Below are 22,441 nucleotides of genomic sequence, written 5' to 3'. Positions count from 1 at the left end.
AACTTGTTTTAAATCCTTTACCTTTAATTAGGTATATTCTAATTATGCGATTTTTTTAAATAGTTCAATAAGCTTCTCTTTATCAAAGAAAACCGGATTAGCACCAGCACAAGCATCTTTCATTGAATTTTCAGCTAACAGATCAAAATCTGGATTATTAACACCTAACTCTTTCAATGATTTAGGAATACCTACTTCTTCTGCTAGATCTTTAATGCGTTTAATTACATAATCAACACACTCTTGATCGCTTTTATTGCTAGTATCAAACCCTATTGTCTCGGCAATAACGCGGAATTTTTTAGGTGCATGTTTCGCATTTTCTTCTTCCACCACCGACAACAACATTGCATTACATACACCATGCGGTAAATCATAAAGTCCACCTAATTGATGCGCCATAGCATGCACATTACCTAATCCAGCATTACTAAATGCAATACCATTTAAAAAGCATGCAAAACTCATCTGCTCTCTTGCTTCGACATCATTACCATTTTTTACTGCTCTTGCTAAATAATCAAATGTTTGACGAATTGCATAAAGGGCAGTTGAATCAGTAACATCCATAGCGCCTTTAGCAACTACCGCTTCAATGGCATGTGTTAAGGCATCCATACCTGTTGCTGCGGTTAAATTAGCTGGTTTAGAAATCATCAAATCAGGATCGCTTACGGTTATTGACGCAAGAGTATTAGGGTCAACCATAATCATTTTTACATGTCGTGATTCATCGGTGATGACATAATTAATGGTAACCTCAGCAGAAGTACCGGCGGTGGTTGCTATAGCCACAATCGGCAAACATTTATTTTTGCTCTTATGCATGCCCTCATAATCAGTAATTTTACCGCCATTAGTTGCAAGCACAGCAACAGCTTTACCACAATCTTGCGGAGAACCACCACCAATTGAAACAATAAAGTCACAACCAGATTCTTGACATAGTTTTAATGCATTTTCAACATTGGTCACAGTTGGATTAGGTTTTACATCATAAAACACAACTGACTCAATCCCTTCTTGCTTTAAAATATTAACAACTCTATCTACTGTGCCATTGCCCACTAAAAATTTATCACTTACAACAAATGCTTTTTTACAATTCAATTTTTTAACTGGTACACCTAATTCAGTTAAACAACCCTTACCTAATAAATTCACAGGTGGAATGTAATAAATCATATTTTTTCCTCTTAAATTAAAATTTTCATCCAAAATTAATTTCTATTGATAGAACTATATTTCATTATACAGAAACATATTAATTGCTTAAAAAAATATTTTTCACAATGAGATAACGATCACAAAATTCATTTTCTTTTCATTAATGCATTGCAATTCAGTTTTTTTTTACCAATAATTTGTTCACGAAACAGAAATATAGTTCTATACAAAGAACAAAATAGGAGAGAAAATGAATTTGAATAAATTTAAAGGTATATTTCCACCCGTCCCAACTATCGTGACTAAAAAGGGAGAATTAGATAAAAAAGGGATGGCTACACTTTTAGAACATCTTATCAGTAACGAAGCTGACGGACTTTTAATACTCGGTAGTGGTGGTGAATTTTGCCATATGACACCTAAATTACGTCTCGAAGTCGCTGAGTTTGCAGTTAAATATGTTAACAAACGCGTTCCTGTCATGATTGGTATATCCAGTCCTAGCACTAAAGAAACAATTCAATTCGGTCAACATGCAGCTGAAATTGGTGCTGATGCCGTATTAGTTGTGAACCCATATTATGCATTATTAAACAGTGAAGCAATTTATAACCATTACCAAACGGTTGCTGAAAATATCACTATACCTGTTCTACTCTATAACTTTCCTGCACTAACAGGACAAGATATTGGTATTGATGTCATTACTAGACTGGCAAAGGATGTGCCAAATATTGTTGGATTAAAAGACACCATTGATAACATTAGTCATACACGCGAAGTTATTAACCGAGTTCATGCTTTCCGCCCTGATTTTATCATTTTCAGTGGTTTTGATGAATATATGCTAGACACACTTATTTTAGGTGGGCAAGGTGGTATTCCTGCAACGTTCAATTTTGCACCCAAACTTACCAAAGGGATCTATAAAGCCTTCATCAAAAAAGACTACGAAACTGCCTTTAAATTACAACGTCAGCTAGCCAAACTCATGCCTGTTTATGCTATTGAATCACCATTCTTCGGTGTGATTAAACAAGCGATTAAATTAGTTGGTGTGGATATTTCAACTGAAGTATTACCGCCAGTAATGCCATTAGCTAACGAGAAAAAGAAAATCTTAAAGAAATTATTAACTGACTCGAAAATTATATAACTATTTATTTGATCATTACTTTCAGGAGCAAATTTATGAGCGAAGTATCTAAAACAATCATACTTCATCCTAATGATGATGTTGCTATAGCTCGCTTTCCTATATCTAAAGGATATGTCATTAAAGAACGAAATGTAACGGTACTATCGGATATCAAAGAGGGACATAAAATAGCCCTCCATGATATTAAACAAGATCAACCTATCAAACGTTACAACCAAATCATTGGTTACGCCATTTGTCCTATTAAGGCTGGTGAACATATTCACCTACAAAATTTAAAAATGGGTGATTATGGACACGAATATGATTTTTGTGCAGACAAACATGAAACCCCAAAAGCCAGTGAAATCAAAACATTCATGGGTTATAGACGTAAAAATGGACAAGTCGCAACCCGTAATTACATCGGTATTTTAACCTCAGTAAACTGTAGTGCGACAGTAGCTAGACGCTTAGAAGATCACTTTAAGGCTAAAGGACTTAAAGATTATCCAAATATTGACGGAATTGTTGCTCTTCCACAAAGTTTCGGTTGCGCTATGGATATGAAAGGCGACCTGATGAAAATGATGCAACGCACCATGAGTGGCTATGCTAATCACCCAAATTTCGCTGGAGTTTTAATTATTGGTCTAGGCTGTGAATCAAATCAGATTAAAGATCTTATTCAAGTCAAAGGATTAAATGAAGGACTAATGCTTCAACACATGACGATTCAAGAAACGGGTGGATCACAAAAGACATTTGATAAAGGTGTAACCATTATTGAAAGTATGTTAAACGAAGCAAATCAATATACTCGTGAAGAAATTCCTGCCTCAGAATTAGTCGTTGCCCTTGAGTGTGGTGGATCTGATAGCTATTCGGGTATATCAGCAAACCCAGCACTTGGCGTGGCTGTCGATCTACTTGTTCAACAAGGTGGCACAGCAATACTTGCCGAAACACCTGAAATTTATGGTGCGGAATATATTCTCACCCGCCGTGCTGTGTCTAAAGAAGTAGGTCAAAAACTCATCAACCGAATTTTATGGTGGGAAGATTACGCCAAACGTTGCCATGCTGAATTAAATAACAATCCGTCAGCAGGTAACAAAGAAGGCGGATTAACAACCATTCTTGAAAAATCATTGGGTGCAATTTGTAAAGCGGGCAGTACCAACCTTGTTGACGTCTATGAATATGCAGAACCTGTTACGGCTAAAGGGTTAGTCTTTATGGATACTCCTGGCTATGACGCATTTGCCTGTACTGGTCAAATAGCTGGTGGTGCAAATCTGATGTGTTTCACAACCGGACGAGGCTCTGCCTATGGAGCAAAACCAACACCATGTATCAAAATTGCATCTAATAATTTCTTATGGCGCAGGCAAGAAGAAGATATGGATATTAATTGTGGTGACGTAGCTGAAGGCCAAGAAACATTAGAAGAAGCGGGTAAACGTATATTTGAAAAGATGCTAGCTGTCGCTTCCGGAGAACGAACCAAAAGTGAAAAATTTGGTTATGGTTCACTTGAATTTGTCCCATGGCAACCAGGCGCAATTATGTAAATATGAATAATCTTACCTCTATTAGCAGTGAATATTAAAGAGGAGTAATGAATGAGCAATATAAGTCCTATAATTAAATTAAATGAGAAAGATGACGTTGTTATAGCCAGAATTCCTATTAGCAAAGGAACGTGTTTACCCAATGAACTTGTAGTATTAAATAACATCCCCGAAGGTCACAAAATTGCTCTTCGCAATATTGAACAAGGGTCACCAATAAAACGTTATGGACAAACCTTTGGATTTGCAACAAAACCAATTCAAAAAGGCGAACATGTCCACGTTCACAACGTTGGTGTAGATAATTTTGATAAAGACTATGCGTTTGGTAAAGACGTACATACACTGCCTCCTACAGATAAAATTGATACTTTTTTAGGTATCAGGCGAAAAAATGGCAAAATCGCTACCCGTAATTATATTGGGGTAATGTCATCAGTAAATTGTAGTGCAACTGTAGCTAAGGCTGTCGAAATTTACTACAACAAAGTTGGTCTAGCCAATTACCCCAACGTCGACGGAGTCATCGCTCTACCTCAAAGTTTTGGCTGCGGTATTGGTCAAGACGGCCCTTCTATGACAAATATGAGGAGAACTTTATCAGGTTACGCAACACATCCTAATTTTGCAGGCATGATTATTGTTGGGCTTGGCTGCGAATCATCACAAATAAAAGATATGATGAATTTTGCTCATTTAACTGAAAATGAAAATTTACACACACTAACTATCCAAGAAACAGGAGGTTCCCAAAAGACAATTGATAAAATTATATCAATTATTGAGGAAATGTTACCTATAGCCAATCAAGTTCAACGTCAAGAAACCCCAGTATCAGAACTTATCCTCGCTTTAGAGTGTGGTGGTTCTGATGGTTATTCAGGCATATCAGCCAACCCTACATTGGGTTATGTAGCAGATAAAATTATTCAACAAGGTGGAACGGCTATTTTATCTGAAACGCCCGAAATATACGGCGCAGAGCATCTACTTACCCGACGAGCCGTATCTCAGCAAGTTGGGGAAAAACTGATACAACGAATCAAATGGTGGGAAGAACACTGTAAACAAAATAAAAGTGAAATGAACAACAATCCTTCTGCAGGAAATAAAGCCGGTGGTTTGACCACAATTTTAGAAAAATCACTTGGTGCTATCACAAAAGGAGGAACATCAAATTTAGTCGCTGTTTATGAATATGCAGAACCAGTCACAAGCAAAGGATTAGTGTTTATGGATACGCCCGGATTTGATCCTATGGCAGTAACCGGTCAAATTGCAGGTGGAGCTAATATTCTTTGTTTTACAACTGGACGAGGCTCTGCACTAGGTTCATCTCCAACGCCTACCCTAAAAGTCGCTTCAAATAATTTCTTATGGAACAGACAACAGGAAGATATGGATATGAATTGCGGAGATATTATCGAAGGAAATGAATCGATTACTCAAGCAGGAGAACGCCTCTATTCAATGCTCCTTGAATTTGCATCAGGGAAAAAAAGTAAAAGTGAAAAATTTGGTTATGGAAGTTTGGAATTTGTGCCATGGCAAATGGGCGCTTTTATGTAATGTATTGCTTTAAATTTTAATGATATTCCAAGTGAGGAGAAAACTATGTCATTTGTTGATGAACTACTCAATGATGTAAAACTACCAAGAATGGTAAGGATCAGGCAACGCTTTGACTCGCCTGCTGAAATTCAGGATATTGATGCCAAAATTCACGCTGAATTTTCGAAACCAGAAATAAAAAATACAATAAAAAAAGATATGGTGATTGCGGTGGGTCTAGGCAGCCGTGGTGTTGCTAAAATAGACTTAATTGCAAGAGCTGTTATTAATGAATTAAAAGCCTTAGGGGCTAAACCTTATGGTGTACCAGCAATGGGAAGTCATGGCGGCGCCACTGCTGAAGGACAAATCCATGTTTTAGAAAAATTAGGCATGACAGAAGAATTTCTTGGTTGTGAAATTCGCTCCTCAATGGAAACAGTAAAAGTAGGAGAACTACCTAACGGACTAGAAGTATTAATGGATAAAAATGCGATGCAAGCTGACGGCATTATTTGTATCAACCGAATCAAAGCCCACAACGCATTTACTGCACCTATTGAAAGTGGCATTATCAAAATGCTATCTATTGGATTTGCCAAACAAAAAGGGGCTGATTCCTGCCACACTTATGGCTTTGGCAGTATGGCGAAAAATATTGTCGATATGGCAAGAATTAAAGTCGCTAATACTCCTTTCCTATTTGGTATTGGCACTATTGAAAATGCCTTTGATCAGGTCGTTGATATTGAAGCTATCCCAGCTAATAAACTTGAAGAACGCGAAAAAGCCTTACTGGCAAAATCAAAAACTTATTTCCCTAAAGTAATGTTTGATAACGTTGATATCTGTATTGTTGATTTAATGGGTAAAATTTACTCTGGTGGTGGCATGGATTGCCATGTTACAGGTAGAGCTTGTACACCATTTATGCAACCCATTGCTTCAATACGCCCAGATAGAATAGTGGTACTCGATCTTCATGAAAAAAGTGGCGGCAATGCAACCGGTATGGGATTTGCTGATTTCTCTACAAAACGTTTACTTGATAAAGTCGATTTTCCTGAAACCTACCCAAATGTACTTACATCACGCTTAAGTCAAGACGGTTACGTCCCGGTAATACTAGCTAATGATAAACAAGCCATGCAAGCTGCTGTTAAAACCTGCATTATTTTAGATGGACGAACAGAAGCACGTATTATCAGGATTGCCAACACTTTACATATCGATGAATTGTATATCTCAGAAAATATGCTTGAAGATGCAAAAGCAAATGCACAAATCGAGATTTTAAGTGAGCCTGAATATATTGCATTTGATGAACATAACAATGTAACTGATATAGGAATTAGCTTATAGATATGTAATTTCTAACAGCTTAATAATCAGATTATAACAAAATTAATATAGTCTCTATAACGAGGCTAGGGAGTCCCTTTATGAGTAATATTACATTATTGTCGGTAATAAAAAAGACAAAACTTCGGTTAATTCCTTTTATGTTAATACTTTACGTCTTAGCATTTTTAGATCGTTCAAATATCGGTTTCGCCAAAGAGAGTTATCAAATTGACATTGGTTTAAGCAATGAAGCTTATGCTTTAGGTGCTGGATTATTCTTCGTAGTATATGCATTTTTAGGCGCGCCAGCTAATTTATGTTTAAAAAAGTTTGGCGCCAGATACTGGATCGGTGCAACTACCTTGGCTTGGGGGCTTTTATCCGCTGGTATGGGATTTGCCGACAGTGAAGCAAAATTCTTAACCATTCGTATCTTATTAGGTGTCACCGAAGCTGGTTTCTTCCCAGGTATGATCTATTTAACATCACAATGGTTCCCGCAAGCCAATCGTGCAGCAGTAATGGGCTTGTTCTATATGGGAGCGCCTTTAGCAATGGCATTTGGTTCACCGCTTTCTGGCGCACTTTTAGAATTACATGGTTTCCTAGGTCATCCGGGATGGTTTTGGATGTTTGTAATTGAAGGTGCGCTTGCATTTATTGCAGGTATTTGGACATTCTTCTATTTAGATGACACCCCAGCAACCGCTAGATTCCTCTCTGAAGAAGAAAAAACCTTACTGGCTAATCAAATGCTATCAGAAGAGAACAATAAAAAAGCAGCGTCAGCTAAACTGATGGACGCATTGAAAAACCCAAGAATATGGCACTTTGCTATTATTTATGGTTGTATTCAATGTGGTGTATATGGACTTATCTTCTTTTTACCGAGCCAAGTGGCCAGTATTATGGCAAGTAAAGTTAACTTTATGACTTCTCTCGTCACTTCTCTACCATGGTTATGTGCATTATTAGGAACATTTTTTATACCGCGATATTCTGATAGAGTTCAAGAAAGACGTAATACCTGTGCAACTACATTATTAGTTGGCGGACTTGCATTAGGTTTATCTGCTTACGTTGGTGCTGTACCTGCCATTATTGCCTTATGTATTGCCGGTACGGCTTATTTTGCCTGCCAACCTATTTTCTGGGTCATGCCTTCATCAATTTTAACTGGTAACGCGTTAGCTGCTGGTATTGGCTTTGTCAATATGTTTGGCGCACTGTTTAGTTTTGGCGCACCTATTTTAAGACAACACTCTGAAAATATTGTAGGTACTCCTGCAGCTGGTTTATTGTCAATCGGTCTTGTTGTGGTAATTGGTTCAATCCTGATTTTCATCTTACCGAAAAATGTGGGTACAAATAACTAGGAAATATTAGCAAAATAATTAATAAATTAAATAATATACGATAGAAGTAACTAGTATAACTAATACAATGTATTTAGAATTAATTTTAAGTACATTGTATTTTAAAAAAATCTGAAAGGTTACATAATGCATATTCATCTAGACATAGTGGGTGGTATAGCTGGAGATATGTTCTGTTCAGCAATGCTAGATGCATTTCCTGAACTGGAAACCCCATTACGCACATTTTTATCTTCATTAGCTATTTTTAAAAAATATCAGCTCGAAATCAAGGCAACACGACAAAAAGAGATCTTGGGTAAACAATTTATTGTCTTGAAAAATCACCAAGCCATTGAGGATACTCAGCATCTCATTTTGACACCATTAAAAGATCAATCCCACGCAATAATAAAAAATAGATTAATAAGCGATCAACACGAACATTATAGTTGGCAAGAGATTTTAACAAAATTAGAACAAATCAAAGCTAATGATAAGATTTATCAATGTGCTAAAGCAATTTATACCATTTTGGCTAAAGCTGAAAGCGAAGTACATGGCATTACATTAGAAAATATAGGATTACATGAAGTTGGCGCAGATGATGCGATTATCGATATTATTGCAGCGGCATTTCTGATCACTCAGAGTAACGTATCAAGTTGGTCTTGCTCTGCTCTACCTTGGGGGCAAGGTACAATAAAGTGCGCACATGGCACTCTACCTGTACCCGCGCCAGCAACATTAAAGATACTCACTAATTTTCAGTGGACTTATGATGATGAAATCGGTGAACGAATTACTCCTACTGGGGCAGCTATTCTGGCTTGGATTATGCAACACTGTTCTGGCTCCATAAATGGTACGCTCATTAAGAGTGGTTATGGTTGTGGCAATCGGTCTTTTAAACAAAAACCTAATATAGTACGGGCAAACGTTTTTACCACTAAACCTCAAACAGATTTAGAACATGATAGTGTCTATATTATTCAGTGTGATATTGATGATATGACCGCTGAAAACCTGGCAATATCTGAAGATAAATTAAGATCATCATCAGGTGTGATTGATTTAGTCAGTCAACAAATAAAAGGCAAAAAAGGACGCTGGATGAACAGGATAGAGATACTATGCCAACCAGATAAATTAACGGATATCTGTCATCAACTATTTACTGAAACAACAACTTTAGGTGTAAGGTATTGGCAAGTTAAACGTTCTAAACTACCAAGAGAGCAAATCACGATAAATGTAGCTCAACAATCCTGGCCGGTTAAAATTGCTACCCGACCCAATCACAACTTTACTGCAAAATTAGAGTCTGACTGTGTTCAATTACTACAAACATCCTATGCAGAGCGTCAAAATATAAAATATAAAATCGAACTATCTGCACTAAATACCTATACCGAGCAATTAAGTCATCATGAAAAGCCGAATGAGAAGGAAATCAAATCATGACTAATCAAGATATTCAAGCAACCATATTAACCCTTACATCATGGTTCAAAACAATAGAAAAATGTACCATTGCAACCAGTGGCGGTATAGATAGCATGTTACTTGCTTATATTGCCCATAATGCGTTAGGACAAAATGCACTTATTGCACATTCAACTTCGCTTTCGGTACCAACATTAGATGCTAAACGAGTTAGAAATTATGCACAAAAATATCGTTGGCATATCGAATTTATCCAAGCTGGAGAGTTAGATAATGAATCTTACCGAAATAATCCAGTGAATCGGTGTTATTACTGTAAAAGTTGTTTGTTTGATCGGCTTAAAAAGTTACAACATGGCGTGCTAATCACCGGAACCAATCAAGACGATTTAGGTGATTATCGACCGGGATTAATTGCCGCTAAGGAACAAAATGTAAGACAGCCTTATGTTGAACTCAAGATTGACAAAACAATGATACGTAAGATGGTTGCACATCTACAACTCAATGATTTAAAGGATATTCCAGCATCTCCTTGCCTATCAAGCCGTATTGAGACAGGGATTGAAATCCACCCAGATTATCTACAAGCGGTCGATCACGTTGAAAACTTTGTTCGTTCAGAACTAAAAACCGATCTTGTTCGCTTTAGAATACGTAATGATAAAGTTGAGCTTGAGCTAGAACCCTTTCTTTTTAATCAGTTATCCGATCATCAAAAAGATTCACTTGTTAACAAAATAAAACTGATTATAACGCCTCTGGCTATCTCACATAATGTTCAAATTTCAACCTATAAAAAAGGTAGTGCTTTTATCGGGGTAAAAAATATCTAATAATAATTGGAGGGAGCAATAAAAAATGAAAACACCGGATATTGTCATGGACTTTGAACGTTCTCAACGATGTGGCATCTCAGAAGCTGTATTTTGCCAGTATAAAACGGTTGAACAACTCGAAACAATATTGTCACTTGCTAAACAAAATCAACACTCATTATTGTTTACTCGTTTAACTCGTGAAAAATATCAGCGTTTAAAACCCAATTGGCAAACACAAATCAATTATCATGAAAATTGTCAATGTGCTGTATTTGGTTCATCCAAACCATTAAATGAAGAGCAATCAACCCATATTGCCATTGTTTCTGCCGGCTCATCTGACGCCCCAATTTGTGAAGAAACGCAACTGACGTTAAATTATCACGGAATAAAAGTCGATCTATTTCAAGATATGGGTGTTGCGGGATTATGGCGTCTACAACAACAATTACCCCAATTACAAACCTACAGTATTATTATTGCTATTGCAGGCATGGAAGCAGCCTTACCTACTGTTTTAGCTGGTTTAATTGATACCCCTATTATTGCCGTTCCTACCTCTATTGGTTATGGTGTTGCCGCCGGAGGTCATGTTGCTCTTAACGCTTGTTTATCAAGTTGTACCGGAGGAATTATGACAATGAATATCGATAATGGATACGGCGCTGCTTGTGCGGCAATCAAAATTTACAAAAAAATAATTAAAAACAATATATAAAAGCGAGAAGAGCGAGTGTTACAACCATATAACAATAGCGATGAGGACATTGTAAAAGATCTTGTCATTTATTGGACCAATCGAGCCCAAGGATATAGTCAAACTAATCAAGAGGAACTAGCAACACAAAAAAGAACTATTTGGCAAAAGTTAATTTTAACTCATGCCCCTAAAAAAGATAAATTACGTATTTTAGATGTAGGTACTGGTCCTGGTTTTTTGGCTATCACATTAGCGTTAGCCGGTCATGATGTAACGGCAGTTGATGTGACTGAAGCGATGTTAGTTCAGGCTCAAAACAACGCTACACAATATGGCGTGAAGGTTAATTTTGTGTTATCCGATGTACAATGCTTGCCATTTGAGGATAATAGTTTTGATTTGATTGTATTACGGAATGTCACTTGGAACTTGAATAACCCAACATTAGCTTATCAAGAGTGGTTTCGGGTATTAAATTCCGGAGGTCGATTACTTAATTTTGATGCTAACTGGTATCTATTCCTGTTTGATAAACATCGCTATTTTCAATATAAACAAGATAGACGCAATACGGCCAATCAAGATATTGACGATCATTATGCACAAACAGACACCCAAGAAATGGAACGCATTGCAAGGTTATTACCATTAAGCCAAGAGATCAGACCGCAATGGGATATCAATACCTTACTGTCAATTGGTTATAAGAAAGTCTGTATTGATACTGATATATCAAAAAATGTTTGGGATAAAATTGAACAGATCAATTATCATTCTACCCCAATGTTTATGATCAGAGCTGAAAAAGAGTAAGAGGCATAATAGCTATGAAACTTTTTATTAATTTACCCCATATAAAATGGTTCATACTCTTTATAGCGACAATATTGAATTTTGCTTGCAAACCAGCAACTAACCACGAAACTAACCAAAATTCACTGAATCCTAAACAACAGATAAATTACGCAAATACCCTCGATATTCGTGATATTAACCCTCACCTCTATTTAGGTGAAATGGCTGCACAAAATATGGTATTTGAATCGTTGGTAGTTAATACTGCTGAAGGTGTTAAGCCACTATTAGCCAGCAGTTGGCATATCTCAAACAATGGCAAAACTTATACTTTTACACTTCGCCAAGACGTTACATTTTCAGACGGCGCTAAGTTCAATGCACAAGCAGTAAAACTCAATTTTGATGCAATACTGTCAAATTATAGTCGTCATGCATGGCTTGAAATGGTGAAACAGATACAAGAAGTAAAAGTCATAGATGAATATACTGTACAAATAGAACTCAAGAACGCTTACTATCCACTGTTAGTCGAACTCGGTTTAACTCGCCCGTTTCGGTTTCTCTCACCTAATGACTTTATTCATGGAGAAACTAAAAACGGAGTTAAAGGCTATCACGGAACCGGACCTTGGATATTAGCTGAACATCAAAAAAATTCGGTTGCTAAGTTTGTTCGGAATGATAATTACTGGGGAGATAAAACCAAATCCGCAGCAGTTTACTGGAAAGTAATGCCAGATCCGCAAACTATTTTATTAGCATTAGAAAAAGGGGATGTAGATATTGTTTTTGAGACTGATAGTTTAGTGTTAGTAGATACAGATACTTACCAAACTTTTCAGCACGATAGTAAATACATAACCAAAATGAGTTCACCGATAGCTTCCAGAGCGTTAGTTTTAAATACCCAACGTCCTATTTTAAAAGACAAAAATATTCGTTTAGCATTACAATATGCCATTAATAAACAGGCAATTGTCGACGGCATCTTTAATGATACTGAAGTCAAAGCTGATACCTTACTTGCGAAAACCACTCCCTATTGTAATGTCGATATTACGACCTATGATTATAATATAAACCTAGCCAAACAAATTCTTGAAAAGAGTGGTTGGCAAAAAGTTTCAGGCTCTGAATATCGACAAAAAAACGGACAAAAACTACAAATCACCCTTAATTTTATTAATAAAAATGCGATTGATAAAACCTTGTCACAAGCAATACAAGCCGATTTAAAAGCTATTGGTGTTGATCTTGTATTACAAGGTGAAGAAAAACAGATCTACTTAGATCGGCAACGCGCAGGTGATTTTGATATGCAATATATTGTCTCTTGGGGAACACCTTATGACCCTCAATCTTATGTCTCATCATTTAGAGTACCTGCTCATGCTGATTATCATGCCCAACTTGGATTACCAGAAAAAAAACAGCTAGATCAATGGATTTCAACTTTACTCATTACACCAGATGATAATTTACGCCAACAATTATATAAACAAGTATTAACCACGCTGGCAAACGAAGCAGTTTATATACCTTTAAGCTACTCAAGAATTAAAGTCGTGTATAATAAACAATTAAATGGTGTGGAATTTAATCCTTCACAATATGAAATACCATTTGAAAAAATGTACTTTTAACTTGGTATAGACTTAATAAAATAGTTATTTAGTTATTTATTATTAATCGATAGCAAAAAAGACAATAACAGATGACACTCATCTTATTTAAAAATGAGTGCTGATAGTTTCATTTTAGTGATCTATTGGGTTATTTAACATCATCATTGGTCGCAAATATAGTGATAAAAAAAGGAAATATATTGTGTTATCTCACTTGATCAAAAGGTTATTATTTATTCCTTTTATTCTTTTGATCATCTCATTTATAACATTTTGTTTAATTAGTCTTGCCCCTTCCGATCCTGCAGAAGTCATATTGCGCGTTAATAATATCCAAGTAACGCCTCTGGCTATTGAACAAGTTAATCAGGAATTTGGGCTTAATCAACCCTTTTTTTATCGTTATCTATGCTGGTTAAAATCAGCTCTATATTTGGATTTTGGCAATTCTTATATTACTAAAGAGTCGGTATCAACGATTTTAACGCGTGCAATGTTACCCACTCTCTATCTGGTTAGCTGTGTTGTACTCATTACTATCTGTTTATCTATACCAATCGGTATTTTACTTGCCAGAAATGCAAATAAACTCATTGATAAAATTGGGCGTTTTATCACTTTTTCATTTGTTGGTATGCCTGATTATTGGATTGGATTACTACTGATATGGTTAATTAGCGTTAAACTCAATTGGTTACCTATGGGTAAAATGGATTCAACTTCATCGGTAATATTACCGACAATTACCCTTTCTCTTGCTTACATTGGACTGTATGTAAAATTAATCCGTAATACAATTCTTGAACAACTACCACAATATTATGTACTGTATGCCAAAGCGCGAGGGTTAAAAAATAGCCTTATTATGAATAAACATATTATGATTAACGCTATCCAGTCATCGTTAGTCGTTTTTGGTATGAGTATTCCTCGGCTAATTGCTGGGACCGTTATTATCGAAAATATTTTTGCTTGGCCGGGAATGGGAAGAGCTTGTGTAACCGCAATTTATGAACACGATTATCCAGTGCTACAAGCCTATATCTTGTTAATCTCTTTACTCTACCTGATATTTAATTTACTCATAGATATGGTTCAAATTTATATCAATCCCAAACTATGTTATAACAATGGATAATAGGATGCGAAAACGAATCTTTCAATTCGGTGTAATGGGTAATATTTGTCTATTTATGATAATAGTTATTCTATTAATGAGCATTTTCGCCCCTTTAATTGCCCCCCATGATCCATTATTAGTGTCATTGGTTAACAAATTTAAGCCACCGAGTTTTCAATACTGGTTAGGTACCGATCAATTAGGTCGCTGTATATTATCCCGACTTATTTATGGAATTCGAGCAACGGTACTTACCTCTTTATTGGCTATGTTGGCAACAATACTATTTGGAAGCATCATTGGTATCATTTCGGGTTATTTTGGTGGCAAAATAGACTCACTATTAATGCGAATATGCGATATTGTCTTATCATTTCCTAGCGATGTGATGATCATTGCCATTATTGGTATTATTAGCCCGAGTTTATTTAATATCATCATAACTATTGTCGCAATAAAATGGGCTTGGTATGCTCGGATTATTCGAAGTGCAGTACTTCGCTATAAACATCAAAATTACATCTACTTTGCCAAGATTCATCACGCTTCTTTTTTTTATATTATGAGTAAGCACCTATTACCTTCAATTGGTGGTGAAATATTGGCTTTAGCCACTATCAATATTGGGGGAGTAATATTAATGATCTCAGCGTTATCTTTTTTGGGTCTTGGCATTCAAGCTCCCACACCTGAATGGGGAACGATGCTGAGTGAAGCCAAAGACTATCTAATTAATCGACCTTATTTAATGTTACCGGCTGGTCTTGCTATCACTTTAACCGTAATTATCTTTAATTATCTGGGCGATATCATGCAAGAGAAAATAAACCAAAAATCATCTACTCGTCACTTAATCGCTATTTCAGATGAAAATCAAGTAGAGGATAAATCATGAAAAATAACATTACAGATCCACTACTTAATGTGATTAATTTGACGGTGACACTTTGCAATAAAACAACAAATCACCAACATCAACTTTTACACAATCTCTCTTTTACACTTAATCGCAACCAGTGTCTTGCGGTGATTGGTGAAAGTGGCAGTGGTAAAACCATTATGTCAAAAGCGATAATAGGATTATGCCCACAGGAATTTAACCTCAGTGGCGAAGTTATTTTTCAGCATCAGAATCTATTAACTTTGCCAAAAAATGATGCGCGCTGGAGTCAAATTCGTGGTCGTAAAATTGCAATGATCCCACAAAACAGCCTTAATGCTTTTAATCCATTATTATCTATCGGTACACAAATCGAAGAGACACTGAAACAACATCTAATCCTATCTAAATCACAGTTGTTAGCACAAATTAATCATGTTCTGGAAAAAGTCGCTTTACCCGACTATTCACATTTAGCCAAAAAATATCCTCATGAGATCTCCGGAGGCATGTTACAACGCATCACCATCGCGTTAGCATTTATCCTTAAACCAGATATCATTATTGCCGATGAACCAACTTCTAGTATTGACTGGTTAACTAAAAAAGAGGTATTAGCTTTTTTTAAACAACTATTAAACGATCATCAAACAGCACTACTACTAATCACCCATGATTTTGCTGAAGCAAATGAGTTATCGGATCACTTAATTGTACTTAAACAAGGGAAAATCGTTGAAACGGGTGCAACTAAACAGATATTAAGTCATCCACAACATACCTATACACAAAATTTGTTGAATGCGCGAAATAAATTAGATACGTTTTTCTTAAAACATCGACAATCTGACAAAGCACAAAGAGAACCAGCATGTTAATAGTTAATAAAATTAGTAAACGCTATGCTAAAAGCAAGTTCGGATTTAAGACACAATATCAACAAGTTTTGCGCGATATTTCTTTTGTCATAAAAAAAGGGGAATCTTTGGGGATTGTTGGTGAAAGTGGCAGTGGTAAAAGTACTTTATCTCGTTTGATCCTTGGGCTAGAAAAGCCAGATAGTGGCAATATTCATTTTAATATTGATGATAGTTCATCCTTACAAATCAGTGCTGTTTTTCAGGACTACTTATCGTCTGTCAATCCGGCGATGAATGTTAGCCAAATTTTACTTGAACCTTTACATATCCAAAAAATAACCATCAAAAACCCGACACAATTAATTGATGATTTATTAGATAAAGTTGGTTTACCTTGTCACTTAAAAAAACGTTATCCACAAGAATTATCTGGCGGGCAATTACAACGACTCTGTATTGCCAGAGCGCTTAGCTGCTATCCATCATTAATTGTGCTTGATGAACCTACCAGCTCCCTTGATGTTGTTAATCAACTAAAGATCTTAGATCTACTTAAATCTCTACAACAAGAGTTTGGACTGAGTTATTTATTTATCTCGCATGATCTACAAGCTGTAACTTACCTTAGTCAGCATATCGCTTTTTTATATCAAGGAGAGCTGATTGAACAAATTCCTACTACCCAACTATCACAAGTAACCAGTGATTATGCTAAAAGCCTACTCAATGCATTTTAACCTACTTATTTTGGTAGGCTTGCAACGGTTAACATCATTTCAACGTAAAGGATAAATTTGCTACTCCCGCGCAATTTGGAGAGTTAGTCATTATCTAATCATCTATTGTCATATTTAACATATCGCTTTTTTATATCAAGGCGAACTGATTGAACAAATTCCTACTCCCCAACTATCACAAGTAACCAGTGATGATGCTAAAAGCCTACTCAATGCATTTTAACCTACTTATTTTAGTAGGCTTGCAACGGTTAACATAATTTCAACGTAAAGGATAAATTTGCTACTCCCGCGCAATTTAGAGAGTTAGTCATTTATCCAATCATTTAATCATCTATTGTCATATTACGGGTATTTAAATCAAATGGTGTTAATTGATAAACGTAATAGTTAAGCCAATTACTAAATAACAGATAAGCATGACTTCGCCAAGTCGCTTTCGGTGTTAAATCAGGATTATTATCAGGAAAATAATTTTCCGGAATTTCTGGATTAATACCCGCTTTTAAATCACGGTGGTATTCATTGGCTAATGTAAAAGAGTCATATTCAGGATGACCTGTAACAAAAGCCATACGTTTATCGGCGGTAGCCATTAAATAGGCTCCGGTAATATCAGATTCAGCTAGAATATTTAAATCAGTGTAAGCCCTGATTTTATCCAAAGGAAAATCAGCATTACGGGAATGAGGCGCTAAAAAGGTATCATCAAAGCCACGCGTTAAAATCGCATTAGGTCTAACGGTATTATGCTGATAAACACCTGATAATTTATGAGTCCGCGTAAATTTAGGAAGATCATATAAAACATTTAATGCCGCTTGTGCAGCCCAACAAACAAACATAGTTGAAGTGACATGTTCTTTTGCCCAATTAATAATTTCAACCAGTTTTGGCCAATAAACAACATCAGAAAAAGCCACTTTACCGAGAGGCGCCCCGGTAATAATTAACCCATCGAAATTTTGTTCACGAATATTATCAAAATCACAATAAAAGCTATTTAAATGTTCAATTGGTGTATTTTTTGATTCACGCTGATCAATACGCAATAATTGAATATTAATCTGTAAAGAGGAGTTAGATAATAAACGTAAAAATTGATTTTCAGTCTCAATTTTTTTAGGCATTAGATTTAGAAAAAGGAGTTTAAGAGGACGAATTTCTTGGGTATTAGCACGAGACGATGTCATTACAAATACATTTTCATTACGAAGTACATCAACTGCAGGTAATGAATCAGGAATACAAATAGGCATAAAAAAAGCTCCACAAAAACATTCATCTATTTTTGAACATGCCGACAAAAATAGACGTCTAGAAATCTGTATAGCTAAATATAGAGTGTTTTAGATTATTTGTCGAGATTTTTTATTAAACAAAAAACGATTAAAATAGGACTCATTAAACAGTATCAACAACTACAACACAGCAAGCTAAAATCACATAAGATTAAAATGCTCGTGTATCAGTACGCCAAGTATCGGCTGTTAAAGCCTCGCCAAAATAGCTATGTACCAGTTTTTGGGTAATTTCACTTAATGGCGAAGCGAGAACTTCAGCAGTATTACCATATTCAACTAAATCACCATTATGCATCACCAGAATTTGATCACTAATATGTTTCATCATCCCAATATCTTGAGTCACATAAACATAGGATATTTTTTGCTCCTCTTGTAACGTCAACATTAAATTCACAATTTGCGATCGCATCGAAATATCTAAAGCTGCTAAGGCTTCATCAAGAATGATCACCTTAGGTTTTAAAATTAATGCTCTGGCTAATGCCACACGTTGCTTTTGCCCAGCTGCCATAACCGAAGGATAGTACGAAGCATGCTCCGGTAACAACCCGACTTGTTTTAATACAGCATAAATCAGTTTTTCACGTTCATTGGCATTATAATTAGCGTTACGTTTTAATGGAATTTCAAGTAATTGCCCGATACGAAGTCTTGGATCAAAAGAGCTTTCAACATGTTGAAAAATCATACGAATAAGCTGATAACGACTATCATAATCGCCATATTTAACTTTAAGATCATCAATCCAAATGTTACCGCCTGTAGGTTTTATCATCCCCACTAACATTTTAGCCAACGTTGACTTACCCGAACCATTCTGCCCGATAATCGCTAATGTCTTACCTTCATTGAGTGAAAACGAAAGCGGTTTGACCGCATCGATGCGCAAATGTCCAAATAGCCCTTTGGGAATAACAAATTGTTTAGATAAATTACGCACTTTTAAAATGGGATTCATGATTATTCCTATTTTGCTCTATACCTACTCATCCGTATTCAATGGAAAATGACATGCCACCGAGTGATCTTTTATCGCTATCAATTCAGGGGTTTGAATACATTTTTTTTGCGCATAAGGACAGCGAGGTCCCAATCTACACCCTATTGGAAGATGTTCCAATGACGGGATCACTCCGGGTAAAGTATTTAAAGGACTTTTATGAGGCATTGCTTTACCAAAATCAGGGATCGCATAAATCAATGCTTGGGTATAAGGATGATAAGGCGATTTGATTAAATCCTTACTATCAGCGATTTCCACTGTTTGTCCACAATAAAGTACATTAATCTTATCTGTCCACCGAGTTACCATTTGTAAATCATGACTTATTAATAAAATAGTTGTACCCATATTTTGATTCATGCTAGCGAGTAATCTAAAGATTTGTGCCTCAGTTGTGGCCTCCATGGCATTAGTTGGCTCATCAGCTATAAGCAGTTTGGGTTGATTAGCAAGAGCAATAGCAATCATCACTTTTTGGCACTCGCCTTCTGTTAATTCAAAAGGATAAGATTTTAAGATTTCTTTATGATCTTTAATACCAACCCGATGTAGTAACTCAATAGCACGATTCTTCCGCCAAAAAAGCCTTTGCCACCAATGCCCCTTAAAAGTTCTTCTTGGGATTGCACCAATTAACTGTTGACCTATTTTCATGGAAGGATCTAAACAAGATTGCGGCTCTTGAAATATCATTGAAATATTAGCACTAATGACTTTGCGTCGTTGCTTGGGGGTTAGGCTCAATAAATCAATATTATTAAAATGAAAACGATCCGCTGAAATTTTCCAATTATTATTAGTGACGCCTAAAATTGCTTTTGCTATCAGGCTTTTTCCGGAGCCTGACTCACCCACTAGACCACGAATTTCACCGTCTGACAGTTTTAAGTTTACTCGATCAATAGCGCGTAAAAGCCCATCAGGAGTGATAAACTCTATAGTTAAATTACGGATATCTAACAATGCCATAATTAATTTCCTGCCTGACGGCCATATAATCCAAAGATAAATAAATACACTAATGTTATAGTAAGCGCGATAGCAATACCGGGTGATAAAAATGCCCAACAATTGGTATCAATAATATCTTTCATCTGAAACATCATCATACCTAAATCCGGGCGAGAATTATCATTAGCAAAACCTAAAAATGTTAAGGTGGTTAAAGCTAAAATAGCAGAGCCAAATAATGAGACAATCTCGGTTAAAAAAACAGGTAAAATATTAGGTACAATGTAGTGATTTAAAATTGAAAATGAAGATAAACCATCTAATCGATACGCTGTAATATAGGTTTTATTCCACTCTTTAATCACCTGTTGATGAATATTAAAAATAAAACGCGGCATATAAGACAAACCTATAACCACCAACATATTGGTGATATTATCTTCAATTAATAAGCTAGTTACAATAACCCCTAACAAAGGCGGGATCACAGTACAGAAGCGGAAAATCAGCAATACAAAATTACGTAAAATCGGAATAAAAAATAACAAGTAATTCAAAATACTACCGATCACAACCACATAAAACACCGCTTTCATCGTCATGGCTATTGTAGAACGATAGCCGATCAAAAGATAATCAAATATGTCTTGTCCTTGCGCATTTGTTCCTAATATATGATTGATATCACCACTTGCAACCCATGCTGGTGGTAATGAAGTCACGTAGATAGGATCTATATGGGCATGGAAAAACCACCGAGTTGATAGAGAGACAAATAAGATTGCTAATATGCCATAAAACCCGACCAGGCAATAGAGATTGCTATGTAATTTATTAACACATAGCGCCACATAATTAAATAATTTAGTTTGACTAAACATATTTTTCTTTATGCCTCATTGGATAAATCAAAACCGCACAAATTTCACCTAGCAGTGTTAATAAGCTAATGACTGAACCACATGCAAAAATCGCAATGGCAATAATAGAATAATTATGTTGATGATAAGCCATCATGATCCATTGCCCTAGCCCAACCCGATTAAATAAGATCTCAATAACCATCGTTGTAAATAAAAGTGTGGTGGTATTATAGGTTAACTGCGGAATAGTTGCCGGAATGGAGTTAGGCAGTAAGTGTTTACGTAAGATTTTAAATGGTGAAGTTTCACGAATAATCGCCATTTTAATGAAATTTTGTTGTGCGGTATTTTTTACATTTTGGCTGACAAGTTGAATCGTCACAATACTCGGTTGAATAGATAAAATAGCAATCGGTAAAAGTAAATATTGCAACTGTTCTAGTAGTAATGTCACTTTATCTTCTTGTGAGGAAAAAATAATATCTAGCAGTGAAGTATTTGTCATTTGTGGTGCAATATTAAAGTTAATAAATAATGACCATGTAGATGAAGACAAATACATAGTCACAATAACAATTAATACTAATGGGCATGAGTAAAGAAGCAAACAGCCTAATCTAATAGCGTTATTCAACCAGCTTATATTACTCAGTCCTAAAAAAATACCCAATGGCATGCCAATAAGTAATGTAACAATCAAAGCTAAGATACAAAGTTCAAATGTTGCTGATAATATATGAAAAAAAGGAACACTTTCACCAGATGACAGTATAAATTGCCCATGCAATAACTGCTCAAAAAAAGCACTATAGGCATCAATAAAACTTAAATTATAAAATAGTGACTGAGGAACAAAATAGACAAGACAAAAACTTATCTGAGCCAGTACACAGACAATAAATAAAAATGTCACTATTTTCTTTAAAATATAGATAATCATTGTTCATCTTTATCGTTATCATTGACCCAAATTTAAACGGGGGTGACATAAGTCACCCCACTCGATTCAATATCGGTTTTATTTACTCTGAAGGTATTACCGGTTTACTTGCTTCGGCATAAGCATGCTCCGAAGCGTTTATACCAACTACATTACTTTTACCTTCACCATGCTCAGATTCTTCCCGTAACTTGATTGTTACGTCGGATGCCACATAATCTGGAGCCGGTGCTTTAGTCATCTCAGAAGATGAATAACCTA

General features: G+C 35.8%; 20 protein-coding genes. 14 read left to right on the top strand and 6 right to left on the bottom strand.

What is annotated here, in order from left to right:
• Window positions 1–42: 42 nt before the first annotated feature.
• Complete coding sequence (locus A9G11_RS06335) at window positions 43–1,185, bottom strand: iron-containing alcohol dehydrogenase (RefSeq protein WP_065618659.1); 1,143 nt, start codon at window positions 1,183–1,185, stop codon at window positions 43–45.
• 232 nt (window positions 1,186–1,417) lie between these two features.
• Here A9G11_RS06335 and A9G11_RS06330 point away from each other — a divergent pair, with 232 nt between their 5' ends.
• The 14 genes from A9G11_RS06330 to A9G11_RS06265 all read left to right on the top strand — a co-directional run bounded on the left by A9G11_RS06330 (window position 1,418) and on the right by A9G11_RS06265 (window position 17,116).
• On the top strand, window positions 1,418–2,323 hold the full coding sequence (locus A9G11_RS06330) for a dihydrodipicolinate synthase family protein (RefSeq protein ID WP_081298446.1): 906 nt from the start codon (window positions 1,418–1,420) through the stop codon (window positions 2,321–2,323).
• Between the two features lie 35 nt (window positions 2,324–2,358).
• Window positions 2,359–3,879 (top strand): UxaA family hydrolase, encoded by a 1,521-nt coding sequence (locus A9G11_RS14170; RefSeq protein WP_065618658.1) that lies wholly within the window; start codon window positions 2,359–2,361, stop codon window positions 3,877–3,879.
• A 51-nt stretch (window positions 3,880–3,930) separates the two neighbouring features.
• Window positions 3,931–5,448: a UxaA family hydrolase gene (locus A9G11_RS14165; RefSeq protein ID WP_065618657.1), complete on the top strand. Its 1,518-nt coding sequence runs from the start codon at window positions 3,931–3,933 to the stop codon at window positions 5,446–5,448.
• A gap of 45 nt (window positions 5,449–5,493) precedes the next feature.
• Window positions 5,494–6,792, top strand: coding sequence for a lactate racemase domain-containing protein (locus A9G11_RS06315; RefSeq protein WP_065618656.1), 1,299 nt, complete (start codon window positions 5,494–5,496; stop codon window positions 6,790–6,792).
• A gap of 80 nt (window positions 6,793–6,872) precedes the next feature.
• Window positions 6,873–8,150: an MFS transporter gene (locus tag A9G11_RS06310; protein ID WP_065618655.1), complete on the top strand. Its 1,278-nt coding sequence runs from the start codon at window positions 6,873–6,875 to the stop codon at window positions 8,148–8,150.
• A gap of 126 nt (window positions 8,151–8,276) precedes the next feature.
• Window positions 8,277–9,593 (top strand): LarC family nickel insertion protein, encoded by a 1,317-nt coding sequence (locus A9G11_RS06305; RefSeq protein ID WP_065618654.1) that lies wholly within the window; start codon window positions 8,277–8,279, stop codon window positions 9,591–9,593.
• Window positions 9,590–10,411: a hypothetical protein gene (locus A9G11_RS06300; RefSeq protein ID WP_065618653.1), complete on the top strand. Its 822-nt coding sequence runs from the start codon at window positions 9,590–9,592 to the stop codon at window positions 10,409–10,411. The genes A9G11_RS06305 and A9G11_RS06300 overlap by 4 nt, the downstream gene beginning before the upstream one ends.
• 25 nt (window positions 10,412–10,436) lie before the next feature.
• Window positions 10,437–11,114, top strand: coding sequence for a nickel pincer cofactor biosynthesis protein LarB (gene larB / locus A9G11_RS06295; RefSeq protein ID WP_065618652.1), 678 nt, complete (start codon window positions 10,437–10,439; stop codon window positions 11,112–11,114).
• A 15-nt stretch (window positions 11,115–11,129) separates the two neighbouring features.
• Window positions 11,130–11,909: a class I SAM-dependent methyltransferase gene (locus A9G11_RS06290; RefSeq protein ID WP_065618651.1), complete on the top strand. Its 780-nt coding sequence runs from the start codon at window positions 11,130–11,132 to the stop codon at window positions 11,907–11,909.
• A gap of 14 nt (window positions 11,910–11,923) precedes the next feature.
• On the top strand, window positions 11,924–13,537 hold the full coding sequence (gene nikA / locus A9G11_RS06285) for a nickel ABC transporter substrate-binding protein (protein ID WP_065618650.1): 1,614 nt from the start codon (window positions 11,924–11,926) through the stop codon (window positions 13,535–13,537).
• A gap of 184 nt (window positions 13,538–13,721) precedes the next feature.
• On the top strand, window positions 13,722–14,657 hold the full coding sequence (gene opp1B, locus A9G11_RS06280; RefSeq protein WP_065618649.1) for a nickel/cobalt ABC transporter permease: 936 nt from the start codon (window positions 13,722–13,724) through the stop codon (window positions 14,655–14,657).
• A gap of 4 nt (window positions 14,658–14,661) precedes the next feature.
• Entirely contained in the window at window positions 14,662–15,534 is an 873-nt protein-coding gene (locus A9G11_RS06275) for an ABC transporter permease (protein WP_081298445.1), read from the top strand.
• On the top strand, window positions 15,531–16,397 hold the full coding sequence (locus A9G11_RS06270; RefSeq protein ID WP_081298444.1) for an ABC transporter ATP-binding protein: 867 nt from the start codon (window positions 15,531–15,533) through the stop codon (window positions 16,395–16,397). Before A9G11_RS06275 ends, A9G11_RS06270 begins: the two co-directional genes overlap by 4 nt.
• The gene (locus tag A9G11_RS06265) at window positions 16,391–17,116 is read left to right on the top strand and encodes an ABC transporter ATP-binding protein (RefSeq protein ID WP_065618647.1); all 726 of its coding nucleotides are present in this window, start codon (window positions 16,391–16,393) and stop codon (window positions 17,114–17,116) included. Before A9G11_RS06270 ends, A9G11_RS06265 begins: the two co-directional genes overlap by 7 nt.
• 326 nt (window positions 17,117–17,442) lie before the next feature.
• Here the strand turns inward: A9G11_RS06265 and metA are convergent, their stop codons facing one another.
• The 5 genes from metA to A9G11_RS06240 all read right to left on the bottom strand — a co-directional run bounded on the left by metA (window position 17,443) and on the right by A9G11_RS06240 (window position 22,180).
• The gene (gene metA / locus A9G11_RS06260; RefSeq protein ID WP_065618646.1) at window positions 17,443–18,375 is read right to left on the bottom strand and encodes a homoserine O-acetyltransferase MetA; all 933 of its coding nucleotides are present in this window, start codon (window positions 18,373–18,375) and stop codon (window positions 17,443–17,445) included.
• A gap of 193 nt (window positions 18,376–18,568) precedes the next feature.
• Window positions 18,569–19,384 carry an ATP-binding cassette domain-containing protein gene (locus A9G11_RS06255; RefSeq protein ID WP_141674362.1) on the bottom strand — a complete coding sequence of 272 codons (816 nt, stop codon included), beginning with the start codon at window positions 19,382–19,384 and terminating at the stop codon, window positions 18,569–18,571.
• A 21-nt stretch (window positions 19,385–19,405) separates the two neighbouring features.
• Window positions 19,406–20,395: a peptide ABC transporter ATP-binding protein gene (locus A9G11_RS06250; RefSeq protein WP_065618644.1), complete on the bottom strand. Its 990-nt coding sequence runs from the start codon at window positions 20,393–20,395 to the stop codon at window positions 19,406–19,408.
• Between the two features lie 2 nt (window positions 20,396–20,397).
• On the bottom strand, window positions 20,398–21,258 hold the full coding sequence (locus tag A9G11_RS06245) for an ABC transporter permease subunit (protein WP_065618643.1): 861 nt from the start codon (window positions 21,256–21,258) through the stop codon (window positions 20,398–20,400).
• Window positions 21,251–22,180 carry an ABC transporter permease subunit gene (locus A9G11_RS06240; protein ID WP_065618642.1) on the bottom strand — a complete coding sequence of 310 codons (930 nt, stop codon included), beginning with the start codon at window positions 22,178–22,180 and terminating at the stop codon, window positions 21,251–21,253. Before A9G11_RS06240 ends, A9G11_RS06245 begins: the two co-directional genes overlap by 8 nt.
• Window positions 22,181–22,441 lie beyond the last annotated feature (261 nt).

This window comes from Gilliamella sp. wkB108, from assembly GCF_001690195.1.
In the GTDB taxonomy this organism is placed as follows: domain Bacteria; phylum Pseudomonadota; class Gammaproteobacteria; order Enterobacterales; family Orbaceae; genus Gilliamella; species Gilliamella apicola_L.
The sequence above is the reverse complement of the archived record's forward strand: the minus strand, read 5'-3'. Positions and strand labels throughout refer to the sequence as shown.